Raw genomic sequence first — 11,561 nt, 5'->3', positions numbered from 1 at the left:
TTTTGCATTCTCTACTTAATGGATTTTATAAGCTTTTATTGTGTAGTTTTATATGCCTTTTAAGCACATAAAACATACTTTAATATGTAGTAATGTTTTTGTGTATTCTTTTGTGTATCCTTTTTTAGAATACATTCAAAAATACACATAAGATACAAACAAAAAACATCAAGTGGAAGTAAAAAAAAAGAATTATAACATATAAGCATATTATAAAACACTTATGCAAAAAACCCTTTATACAAGGCTTTTATGTGTTAGTGTGTTTTTGAGTGTTAGAGAGAGTGTTTTATTATGTGTTAAAAAGTTAAAGTAAGTATGCAAATTATACAAAATTCATCCTTTAAAGATCATCGGGTAACTTTATATGATGGCATTGTCTCTCGGGTTTGTCTATAAATTTGAGCTTTTCTAGAACTTCAAACTTTTGTGTCTCTTTTTTAAAATCTTTTGGATTTTAGTCTTCACACAAAAATATCAATGGTGTTAATTTTAATGCATCTTCTATGCAATGGTGGGAGACTTTATGTGTCTCTAGTGCCACAATTTTTTCATGCGTTGCTTGTATTGCTTCTTGTCTAGTTCTAGTTTTATGTAAATATTTATAAACTTTTATCATCTCATAGCGCATAGCTTGTGTTGCCCATAATTTTCTTCTGATATACATCCTTCACGCATTGTCTTTACTTGCTCATTGGGTATTCTTATTGTGCTTATGAGTATGGTAGCAGATTGCAATCCGATTTTAGTCTATGCAAAATCACAGAATGTATTTGCAGTCTTGCATGCAGGTAGGCTTGGTGTGTGTTCTAAGATTCTCACACATGCACTTATGCTTTTTATGCGTGATTATGGGGTAAGGACACAGGATATTTGTATATTTATTGGTGCATCAATCCGCAAATGTTGCTACGAGATTGATAAGAATCTAGCGTTACAATTAATACAAAATTTTGGGGAAAAATATGTGATATGTGAGAATAATTCCTATAAGTTTGATATGATAGGACTTTTATGTGATGAGATAGAATCTTTTGGTATTTTATTATCACAAGTAGAGATTTATCCAAGTTGCTCTTGCTGTGATGAATCTTATTTTTCATATCGCAGGGAAAATGTAACGGGGCGTTTTGGACTTTTTGCAAGTCTTTGTGATTAAATGTGGTTGTGCGTGTTTATGTATGGAATCTAGTTTCCAAACCAAATGGGTGGGTGTAGAGAGTGCAAAATAGAAATATCTAGTTTCCATAAATATCCTATAATTAACCTTAAAATATAGATAAAAAATATGAGGTATGTATGATTTGGAATGCGATATTGCTTGCTTTTCGGCAGATTTCACGCAATTATTTAAGGGCATTTTTGACAATGCTAGGGATTATTATTGGCGTTGGTTCTGTGATTGTTATGATTTCTTTGGGGAATGGCACGACAAAAAAGGTGCAAATGCAAATTGCAAGTATGGGTAGCAACCTGCTTGTTATACAACCAGCTTTTAGGCTGAATACAGGTGGTGGCTCTCTTAGTAAGAAATTTACGCATAAAGAAGTTGAGATTCTAGAATCTAGACTAGCTTCATCGATAAAAAGTATCGCGCCCATTGCAAGCACGAGTGCTATCGCACAATATAAAGGCTTAAACACTAGGACTACAATTAGCGGTGTAACAAATAGCTATTTTGAAGTAGCGGATTGGCAAATAGGGCTTGGTCGCCTTTTTAATACTGAAGATTCTAGCTCCAATGTGTGTATTTTGGGGCAGAGTGCGCATCTTGCTTTATTTAAAGATTCTAATCCGCTTGGGGAAAAAGTGCGTATTGGTAAAAGCATTTGCGAAGTAGTTGGTGTATTTAAGGCAAAAGGGCAAGGGGGTTTTGGCAATGATCAAGATGATTTTATCGCACTGCCTTTTAAGACTTATTTGCGTGATATATCGGGTGCTACAAGTAATTATAATATTGATAGAATTATGATTTCAATGAAAGATAATACAGATTCTAGCAGTCTTAGCGATGAGATTAGACATATATTAAGAGAGCATAGAAATATTAAACAGGGGCAGATTGATACCTTTGATATTATGGATACAAAGCAGTTTGAAGAGAATATGACGGCTACTATGCGTATTTTATCTATATTTTTGAGTTCTGCTGCGGGCATTAGCTTAATTGTAGGGGGAATTGGGATTATGAATATTATGCTTGTGTCAGTAACAGAGCGGACAAAAGAGATTGGCACTCGCCTTGCTATTGGGGCATTAGAGAGAGATGTGTTGTTGCAATTTCTTATAGAATCTGTTGTGGTCAGCGCGCTTGGCGGTAGCATTGGAATCATTCTAGCCTTTTTTATCTCATGGGGTGTGGCAATAAAGATGGATATACCCTTCGCGTTTGATATGTGGGTGGCATTTGGTGCGTTTTTATTTTCAGCCATTATTGGTGTGATTTTTGGATATTTACCAGCAAAAAGGGCTTCAAAGCTTGATCCTATTGAAGCCTTGCGTTATGAGTAGTATTTTATTTAGGGCTTTAGGCTATAATCTCTTATTTTTTCAAAGAAGGACATGAAAAAGGAAGGACATGAAAAAAATATCTTTTATCAGCGTAATAATGGCTTTTATGTGTGCTTTGCTACTTGCAAAAGAGCAAGTAAAACATGTGGCATATAGCATACAAGTTGGAAGTTTTAGTGAGTTAAAAAATGCTGGGAATCTTGCTGATTATCTTAATAAACAAGGGCTTGATGCGTTCTTTTTTAAAGAAAAAGGAATGTATAAAGTCCGCTTTGGCAACTATAAAGATTCTGAAACTGCAAGAAAAATCGCAAATACATACAAAAAAAAGTCTATTATTGATGACTTTTTTATCATTAGTCCCCAAAGCTATGCGATAAATCAGCATAAGCCAAAGACACATGATAAGGTGAGAAAAAATATCGCAAAAGATGCACACCAATATATAGGTGTGCCGTATAAATGGGGAGGGACGACTTCTAGCGGTTTTGATTGTAGTGGATTGGTTAGGGCGGTGTATAGGCTAAATGGGCTGACGCTACCTAGAACTTCAATCGAGCAATATGGTAGCGGTAAGTTTGTAGCAAAAAATAATCTAAAGGTGGGAGATTTAGTATTTTTCACAAACAATGGGAAACAAGTCAATCATGTGGGAATCTACATTGGCAACAATCAATTTATCCACGCCCCCGGAAAAGGTAAAAAGGTAACAATAGCAAATCTCAACACGAATTATTGGGTAAAGGCATATCGCGGAGGTAGGACTTATTTGTAGAGAGTATTGCTTTGAGTAAGTTGCAATGTCTTAGGATTGAAATAGAAGTAATTGATTTTTAGTTATTCAAAAAAAGGTAGTATGTAAAGCTCAGGTAGCCATAACAGATAAAAGGAATAATAGCGTATTGTCAGAGCAGTTCATACACTACTCTGCTAGAATGACTGATGATAAGCAAAGTGTATATGTGGAGTTGTTGCAGCCTTTAAGCTTTGGTGGTTTTGGGTTTGATGATGAATAACTAAAATTATCAATATGATGTATTTGTGATTTTTACAATCTTAGATACATGTTGCATAATTCTGTTATTTCAGCTGTTTTAAGGTTTTATCTTCAAGTAAAACTATATGAGTGCAAAGTTCAGCGATTTGCTGGTCGTGCGTGGCTACCACGAGGGCAGCTTCATTTTTTTCTACATACGATAAAAGATATTGCATGATACTCATTGCGGTGTCTTTGTCAAGATTTCCAGTTGGTTCATCAGCAAGTAGAATCTTTGGTTTTTTTGTCAAAACGCGTGCGATACTTAGCCGCTGTTGCTGTCCGCCACTCAACTCACCGATTTGCTGTTTAAGTGTATGTGCTATGCCAAATTCTTCAAGCATTTGCATATCTATTTTGGTTTGGGCGATGAGTTCGGCGATTTGGAGATTCTGTGTAACATTAAAGCCGCGAAAAAGATAATGCGTTTGAAAGATAATGCCTAGGATCTTTTGACGCAAAAGCAATAATTGATTCTCATTGAGATTATAAATATTTTTTAAATGTGCGAGATTTATTTGTCCTTTTTGTGGCGGTAAAAGTGTTGATAAATGGTTCAAAATCGTGCTTTTTCCGCTACCACTCGCCCCTAAAATCGCCATGCTTTGCATAGGTTTCAAACGCATAGAAATATCTTCATATAGCACAACATCAAATTTATGTGAAACATTTTCCATTTCAACCAAATATTCCATTTTATCTCCTTAGATACACATGCAACTATTGTTTTATTAAAACATTCCTATTTCTTGTCGTGTTTGCAAATATTGGGTAAAAGATCGTGTATGTAAGCCTTTGGCGAAATATTGTTTTGTAGTAGATTTGCATGTCTTTTCAAATTTTCAAAATAACTATAAATGAAGCCTAAATACGATTTTTAAAGAATCATACAATCTACAAGGACATTCTCAGGCTTAGATTTTATAATTTTATCTGCACTTGTGGGAGCAACAAAAACTTTAGAATCTAATCCCAAAAACACACAAAGCATAGACGACAAACTACATTTTTTGCCTTGCGATAAACACAACAAGACTAAACTAAGAATTTAGCGTGTAACAACAGATATTTCATACTCATCAAGGTATTTCAATAAAACTGATGGATCAGCATCTATTTTTGCAATTAAGTCTGGCAAATCTGCGAGTTCTAGCATTGCCGCACTTTTACGCTTTAGCGTAATAATTGCTTGTTGTTTCTTTGAGAGTGCTATATCGCCTAAGGCTGCAGCTGCCTTTGAGACTTGCTCTAAACTAGATTCTGAAACTCTTGCATTGGCAAGTCCTACTGGCACCATAGCTACGCCCATATTCACGGTTGCGTTATACTGCTCTTTTGTGAAATTTGGATCATCTTTTTTCAAAACATCAAACATTTTATTTGCAAACTGGATACCCTTTACATCTAAAACAATCTCTCTAATATCAACCTTAAAATCTTTTAGCTTTTGCTGCACATTAGAATCATCAATATCCTCTAGCATTTGCTCTAAATCATCAAACACTTTGTCTATATCCTTGTTTAAGAATCTATGTGATTCCATAGAGCCAACGCCTTTAGTTTTTAAAACATAGGTTGGTGCACTAATCTCACAATTAAGCTGCCCTTTATATGTTTTACCCTGCAAGTTGCTAGGCGAAGAGCAAACTACTCTTTTTGGTACAAACTCAAGTATTTCTCTATCCACTCTGGGATCTGATACTTGTGTATCAAAGGATATTGCCCCATTTAAATTTTTATTGTCTATCATGTAATCAAGCTTTACATTGCGAAAGCCAATCCCATCTTCATAATCTATCTTCTTAGCAACGCAACTAGCTTTCACATCATTGCCTTGACAATCATAGGTAAAGTTTGACACGCCTTTACCTAAACCTATCATCGCTTTTTCCACAGAATCTTTTGCACTTATCTTTGCATGTAGCGGTGAAGTAAGGCATAAAGCCATAAGCACACCACATGTTGAATTTTTAAAATTTAACATTTAAACTCCTAAAAAAATAATTTTTGCATTATACTGAAAAACTATGTAATTAATAAAGTATCCATTGTATTTTTATATGCGTTTTATTGTTGCATAGAATCTAGATACAACACATAACTAATAAAACATTATATATTCAAAACTAGGCAAATAACGGGTTTGCTAAGTAAGTACGAATATATTGTAATACTTGATATGGCGAGACTCTAAATTTTCGCTAGTTTTTAAACTTGCATACAGATACACAAACAAAACCTATCTAAATTTCAGCAAAACGCTATTCACACATTATAAAATGAAATGATTTTAGCTATAATACAGACTTATTTTTGGGTTTTAAAGGTGGTGTAATGGCAGTCTTTTTAGCAAGATTTATGCGTTGTAATCAAAGTCAATTTCACAAGCAAGGCTTTAGGGATTTATTTGCTAAATGCTTTATAGCTAGGTTGTTTGTCTCAAAGTTATTTATATTAGGCTTATTTGTATATGGCATGTTTCATATCGCTCATGCAGAAACACAAAGCACACAAATCTTTGTGCCACAAAAGCCACTCACCGCAATACAAGGTAGCTTTTTAGCATGGTATCAGCAATGTGCTAAGAGAAATTATACTTCATGTGGGCTTGTTGGTAGGGCGTATTATGAGGGTTATGGAGTATTGCCAAATATGACGAGGGCAAAAAGCTATTTTACAAAGGCTTGTTATAATGGCGTTGTAGAATCTTGTTTGCTTTTAAGCAATTTTACAAAAGAGAATGCAAAGCAAGAATATATGGTGCTTTTATATCAGCAAGCTTGCGATTTAGATCATAAAGAATCTTGTCTAAAACTAAGTGATATATTACTAAAAGAAGCGATAAGCGATATAACAGATTCTAAAAAAGCAGAGATTAGCCATACGCTAGATAAGATTTGCAAACTTGAAAATGATAAGGAATGCTTTAGAAAAAAGGCATTTGAAGCACAATTTGATAGCAACGCAAATGCACTTCTTGCAGTAGAGTTTCAAAGAGATTTTGCCGCATGTAAAAAAGCCCAACAAGAACATGCTGATGATATGAGAGTATGCGGTGAAGTTGGCATAAAATATGCAAGAGGCTTAGGTGTTGCTAAAGATAAAGAAGAAGCACAAAGCTATTTTCACATTGCATGTAAAAAACATAGTGAATTTTGTCGCTATGAAATACTTGATTCTATATTAAATTAAGGTGGTTTTAATGAAAAATAATTTTATATATATTGCAATATTGTTTATGGCGTTATTTGGTTTTTCTTATGGGAAAAATGGGGTGCTTAATGATGAGTGTAAAAATAACTTTAGCCCAGCATGTCTCGCCTTACTAGAACAAGCAAAAAAAGAAAATAATAAAGAAAATATCACCCTTTATAAAACAAAACTGCTTGATATTATGGAGAGTGCATGTAAGAAAGACTATCAAACATGCCTTGTGCTTTCACGCATTTATGAAGAGAGAGAAAATGCAGCGATACAAGCGATAAAAAGAGATATACAAGCACAAAAAATACCCGCACAAATCCCAGTGCCAGATTCTAATTACGCAAATGAAACAAAGAAGTTTTTTACTGATACAGAATCTATTGTTAGCTTAATGCGTGAAAAGCCAGACCAAAGCAAAGCCTTGCAGTATCAAGAAAGAGCGGTAAATATGCTAGAGCATACTTGCTATGATTCTAATGTAGGGGCGTGTTTATATTTACGCTATTTCTATGAATATGGTATCGGTGTAGCACAAAACAGACCAAAGGCAGAACGACTTGTAAATCTAGCCCTAGACTTTGCTGCAAAAGAGTGTATGCTAGGTGATATGCAGTCATGCAAACTACTCAATCCATACAAAGAGTATAGAGAAAAGATAGCAAAAGATTTAGGTGAGCTGAATAGAAAATGCGATGAGAAAGATTCTATAGCTTGTTATCAAATAAGCCTTTATTATACACAGGACTTTTATATAAGCGATAATATCGATACATACGATGATAAAAGCGACTTTGTAAAAGCGGCAAGATTCTTACAAAAAGCCTGCAAGCTTGATACAAATGCGTGTGATGATACAATCTTTAATATCAAGTATGCAAAAGAATGTATTATGGATAATGATATGAGGGCGTGCTCTAACGTGCAGAATGTGCGACCAGAGTTTTTCTCCCTTGCATGTGATAGCGGAGATATGACTAGCTGCTATGAGTTGCGACACTTACCTACATTTAATGATACAAAACGATATGTGAAACTTTTACAAAGAATTTGTAGGGGTGGAATCATTGAATCATGCACAGAATTAGCAAATATGTATGAAAATGGCGATCGTGTAGCAAAGAATAAAGAAAAAGCATTGGGCTTTATGCAAAGGGCTTGTGCGTGGAGTATGAAAAAAGGGGAAGCAGGGAATCATTGCTATTTTGCAGGGCTTGGATATGAGAGGGGTGAATATGTAAAACAAGATATAGAAAAAGCCATTGAAGCCTATCAATACGCTTGTCAAATAAGCGATGAAAATAGTGCTGCTTGTGAGCGTTTGGGTGTGTTACATGAGAATTACAGGCAAGATATGCGGAGTGCATTAAAGTGGTATGAAAAGGCGTGTAATTTAAGTAAAGATTCTGTAATCAGTTGCATGCAAATTGCTAAACACTCTATAAACGGGGAATATTTAGCTATAAACGAAAAAAATTCTATACGCATTTATGAAGAATTATTAGAGCATAAAGAAGCCCCACATGATGAGATTTACTACAATCTTGCAAATATTTATAGCACATTTGAGTTTCAAAATAAAAACACTCATACAACAAAAGAAAACTCACATGTAAATTATGCAAAAGCATTGCAATATTACAAGAGGGCATGCAGTCTAGGCTTACAAAACGCATGTAAGAAAAAGCTTACTTTGCCAAACTTAGCCCAAGAGTGTAAGGCAGAGAATGCAAACTCATGCTATCAGTTAGCCACCTTGCTTGAATTAATACAAAAAGATTCAAGTTATCAAAATATGCTTATCATGCCAAATAAAGATTCACTACAAATAGAAATCACAAACAATACAAAACCACTTGCAAAGGGTAATGATAAAACACTTCGTCTATTACTTTACAAACAAGCATGTAAGGGCAATGTAGCAGAAGCTTGTATAAGATTCTATAATGAAACAAAAGGAGTATTTGAAAAAGACTTTGTATTGCAAGAGTCAATGTGTAAGAATCTAAAAGCCCTGCCACTTGATCAAATGCAAGATAGCAAGAATATAGATTCTATATCTAAACAAAATAAAACCAAAACACAAGAGAGAAAAGATTCTAGCAATGACTTAGGCACATTTAGCTATTCTGGCACACAAGAGCAAGGGCAAGATAAAAAAGATTCTAAGCCTGTAAAAACAACTTTAAACGCAAAGTCAATATGCCTTGATTTTGCGAAAGATGCGATAAGAGAAAGTGAATACCAAAAAGCAATTAATGCCTTAGAGCCATATCAAACAAAAGATGATGCAATAGCCCTTGATTTACTTGCAAAAGCTTACTTTTACGCAAAAGAGTATAATAAAACCTTTGATACATATAAACGCATTTATGCTTTAGATATACCAAATGACTACTTTTATTTAGCCCAAATGTATGCTAATGGTTTTGGGGTAAGACAAAGCTATGAGAAGGCAATGGATATTTATAAATTATCGCCGTCAGCAAAAAACTATCATTCAGCTAGAAGCTATCTTGGATTAGCAGAGATGTATGCCAATGGGCTTGGAGTGCAAAAAAGTATATTTAACGCAAAAGATTACTACAAACTTGCATGTCCGCTTGATACAAACGATGAAGCAAAAGTTGCAAATGAAGCATGTGCGAATCTTGGCAGCATTATCTATAATGAAGGGGATTTTAGAACTGCACAAAAGTATTATCTAAAAGCATGTGAAATGGGCTATAATGGGGATATTATATCATGTGATAAAAAGTAGATTAAGGGATTAAGAGAGCATGAAAAAAGCAGGTTTAGTATGTGTAGCATTATGTTTGCAAGGCTTATTTGCAGATTCTATTGATAATGCCCTTTTAGAATCTTTAAGAGAGAGTAAAGAGAAGGCAGAGATAGAAAAGCACAATAAACAAAAACATAATCAAGCAGATTCTAATCTTTTTGAATCTAGCACCAAGCGTAATGACAACCTAAAACCGCATGTAGTTAAGCCACATTCACGCTCACCTTTTCGTTATCATCTTATCCAAAATGAAAATACGCAAGATTTAGAACCATATAAAAAGCTTACATGGTTTTTTGGCATGGGGTTTGAGTATCAATTGCCAAAGACAAATAATGATGGTAAAGCTCTTCTTAGCACAGGCTTACAACTTGGACTTTTTACGCGTTTTTCACGCCATCAAGGACTTAGATTCTCACTTATAAGTAACTATAATTTAACTTTAAAAGATGAGTTTTATAGCATTGGTGGGGCGATTGATTACTTTTATGATGTGTTGCTAGAGGGACGCCTTTTGAGTGGCTTTGGCGTATTTTTTGGAGCAGCAGCTTTAATGCCACTTAGCATATATGACACGCCAAATGTTGCTGCTAGAATTGGACTAGCAGTAAGCGGGATTGGCACTCGAGTAGAAGTGTATGGTGGATATCCTATCTATCAAGATTTGAGACTGAATAATACTATTGTTGTTGGTGTCAATTTACATTATCTTTTTTAGATTCAAGGCTTTTCATGCGATTTGGGAAAATAGAATACTTAAATTTATTGCCATTTGATGTATTTTTGAAAGGATATAGAACAAGCAATAGTTTTAAAAGCACTTGTAATTACAAAAAAAGCTATCCTGCAAAGCTAAATAAAGAGTTTTTATTTCGTCGTATTGATGCTGGTTTTATCTCATCTATCGCGGGAATGAAAGCACACTATAAAGCAAAAGCATGCAAAGCGGGTATTATAGCTTATAAGGAAGTATGGAGTGTGCTTGTTTTAGAATCTAGCCCCGCAAGTGATTATCAGTCAGCAACCTCTAATGCGCTTTGCTTAGTGCTTGATTTAAAAGGGGCGGTATTAATCGGCGATAGGGCATTAAAATACCACTATGATTCTAAGCATACCAACTCTAAAAATTCTAATTTTCAAAACTCTACTCTTAAACATAACAAGCCATCAAAATATTATGATATGGCAAAATGCTGGTATGATAAGACTGGACTTCCCTTTGTTTTTGGTCGTGCATGTTTTCATACAAATGACACTTTTTATAAGAATCTTATACAAGATTTTAATCACAAATTAGGACAAGGAAAGAGATATAAAGGAGTTAAGATTCCACACTACATACTTATGCCTTATGTGAAAAAAATTGGCATTACAAAAACATTTGCCATCAAATATCTAGAACATATTTATTACAAAATAGAAGCTAAAGAACACCACGCCCTAACCCTTTTTTATAGATACTTACGAGTAAAAGGGGTAAAAGCACCGAAGAGATTCTAAAGCCATTTTGTGTTTGCATGACCTATTGGAGTTTGCGTAGAAATGATGACTTTTGATTCTCTCTTGCTTGGGTGAAAGGCAACACAAAGCATACTTTGTTGATGAAAATGTGGTGTCTGTATTGTATTGCAGATTTCAAACTCTAAAAAATCTATTCAAGCGATATGAAGTCTGGATTCTAGTGATTGTCATGTTGCGTGCAATAAAACAACTAAGATTTTAGAATCAAAAGCGATATTTTGCAGACGCTCAAATCATGACAAAATTTGGATTTTAATTCAAGGGTTATTTAGAATTACTTTTGATGCATATTACTTCTAAATGGTTAATTGCACTTTCGAAGTAGGGATATTTATTACTCTCTTCTAAATCTTTACTTGTTAGGGCTTTGTCGCTAGAGCATTTACCACTTATAAACTTATTATTCTCGGCTTTAATTAAGGCTAGCAGTTTTCCATCTTTTGTGTAGAGTTTTATATCCCCATGCAATATATCATTTAAAACTGATGCTTCTAACGCCAAGTTTCCATT

General features: G+C 34.4%; 10 protein-coding genes. 7 read left to right on the top strand and 3 right to left on the bottom strand.

Going from position 1 to position 11,561, the window contains the following annotated elements:
- Positions 1-715: 715 nt before the first annotated feature.
- From T368_RS0109930 to T368_RS0109920, 3 genes are all read left to right on the top strand, one after another.
- Positions 716-1,159, top strand: a complete 444-nt coding sequence (locus T368_RS0109930) for a purine nucleoside phosphorylase YfiH/LACC1 family protein (protein WP_004084574.1) — start codon at positions 716-718, stop codon at positions 1,157-1,159.
- A gap of 140 nt (positions 1,160-1,299) precedes the next feature.
- Positions 1,300-2,511 carry an ABC transporter permease gene (locus T368_RS0109925; RefSeq protein ID WP_004084575.1) on the top strand — a complete coding sequence of 404 codons (1,212 nt, stop codon included), beginning with the start codon at positions 1,300-1,302 and terminating at the stop codon, positions 2,509-2,511.
- 67 nt (positions 2,512-2,578) lie between these two features.
- Entirely contained in the window at positions 2,579-3,286 is a 708-nt protein-coding gene (locus T368_RS0109920) for an NlpC/P60 family protein (protein ID WP_004084579.1), read from the top strand.
- Positions 3,287-3,591: 305 nt separating this feature from the next.
- On the opposite strand, the gene T368_RS0109910 is transcribed toward T368_RS0109920, so the two are convergent.
- Together T368_RS0109910 and T368_RS0109900 are read right to left on the bottom strand one after the other, a co-directional pair.
- Positions 3,592-4,233, bottom strand: coding sequence for an ATP-binding cassette domain-containing protein (locus tag T368_RS0109910; protein ID WP_027338461.1), 642 nt, complete (start codon positions 4,231-4,233; stop codon positions 3,592-3,594).
- Between the two features lie 362 nt (positions 4,234-4,595).
- Positions 4,596-5,531 (bottom strand): hypothetical protein, encoded by a 936-nt coding sequence (locus T368_RS0109900; protein ID WP_004084582.1) that lies wholly within the window; start codon positions 5,529-5,531, stop codon positions 4,596-4,598.
- A 350-nt stretch (positions 5,532-5,881) separates the two neighbouring features.
- Here T368_RS0109900 and T368_RS0109895 point away from each other — a divergent pair, with 350 nt between their 5' ends.
- From T368_RS0109895 to T368_RS0109880, 4 genes are read left to right on the top strand one after another with little or no spacing between them, the layout of a single operon-like run.
- Complete coding sequence (locus T368_RS0109895; RefSeq protein ID WP_004084583.1) at positions 5,882-6,739, top strand: tetratricopeptide repeat protein; 858 nt, start codon at positions 5,882-5,884, stop codon at positions 6,737-6,739.
- A gap of 10 nt (positions 6,740-6,749) precedes the next feature.
- Positions 6,750-9,509 carry a tetratricopeptide repeat protein gene (locus T368_RS0109890; protein WP_004084584.1) on the top strand — a complete coding sequence of 920 codons (2,760 nt, stop codon included), beginning with the start codon at positions 6,750-6,752 and terminating at the stop codon, positions 9,507-9,509.
- Between the two features lie 19 nt (positions 9,510-9,528).
- Positions 9,529-10,248 carry a hypothetical protein gene (locus tag T368_RS0109885; protein ID WP_004084585.1) on the top strand — a complete coding sequence of 240 codons (720 nt, stop codon included), beginning with the start codon at positions 9,529-9,531 and terminating at the stop codon, positions 10,246-10,248.
- A 14-nt stretch (positions 10,249-10,262) separates the two neighbouring features.
- Positions 10,263-11,030 carry an MqnA/MqnD/SBP family protein gene (locus T368_RS0109880; protein WP_004084586.1) on the top strand — a complete coding sequence of 256 codons (768 nt, stop codon included), beginning with the start codon at positions 10,263-10,265 and terminating at the stop codon, positions 11,028-11,030.
- 285 nt (positions 11,031-11,315) lie between these two features.
- On the opposite strand, the gene T368_RS0109875 is transcribed toward T368_RS0109880, so the two are convergent.
- Positions 11,316-11,561 (bottom strand): hypothetical protein (locus T368_RS0109875; RefSeq protein ID WP_027338460.1); only part of this gene is annotated, 246 nt, incomplete at its 5' end.

Origin of the sequence: Helicobacter bilis ATCC 51630, assembly GCF_000686565.1 — a bacterium.
In the GTDB taxonomy this organism is placed as follows: Bacteria; Campylobacterota; Campylobacteria; order Campylobacterales; family Helicobacteraceae; genus Helicobacter_A; species Helicobacter_A bilis.
The sequence above is the reverse complement of the archived record's forward strand: the minus strand, read 5'-3'. Positions and strand labels throughout refer to the sequence as shown.

What these genes read in the sequence shown, in the direction of transcription:
- T368_RS0109930 (WP_004084574.1), top strand. Translation starts at nt 716, where the DNA reads ATGAGTATGGTAGCAGATTGCAATCCGATTTTAGTCTATGCAAAATCA.
- T368_RS0109925 (WP_004084575.1), top strand. Translation starts at nt 1,300, where the DNA reads ATGATTTGGAATGCGATATTGCTTGCTTTTCGGCAGATTTCACGCAAT.
- T368_RS0109920 (WP_004084579.1), top strand. Translation starts at nt 2,579, where the DNA reads ATGAAAAAAATATCTTTTATCAGCGTAATAATGGCTTTTATGTGTGCT.
- T368_RS0109900 (WP_004084582.1), bottom strand. Translation starts at nt 5,531, where the DNA reads ATGTTAAATTTTAAAAATTCAACATGTGGTGTGCTTATGGCTTTATGC.
- T368_RS0109895 (WP_004084583.1), top strand. Translation starts at nt 5,882, where the DNA reads ATGGCAGTCTTTTTAGCAAGATTTATGCGTTGTAATCAAAGTCAATTT.
- T368_RS0109890 (WP_004084584.1), top strand. Translation starts at nt 6,750, where the DNA reads ATGAAAAATAATTTTATATATATTGCAATATTGTTTATGGCGTTATTT.
- T368_RS0109885 (WP_004084585.1), top strand. Translation starts at nt 9,529, where the DNA reads ATGAAAAAAGCAGGTTTAGTATGTGTAGCATTATGTTTGCAAGGCTTA.
- T368_RS0109880 (WP_004084586.1), top strand. Translation starts at nt 10,263, where the DNA reads ATGCGATTTGGGAAAATAGAATACTTAAATTTATTGCCATTTGATGTA.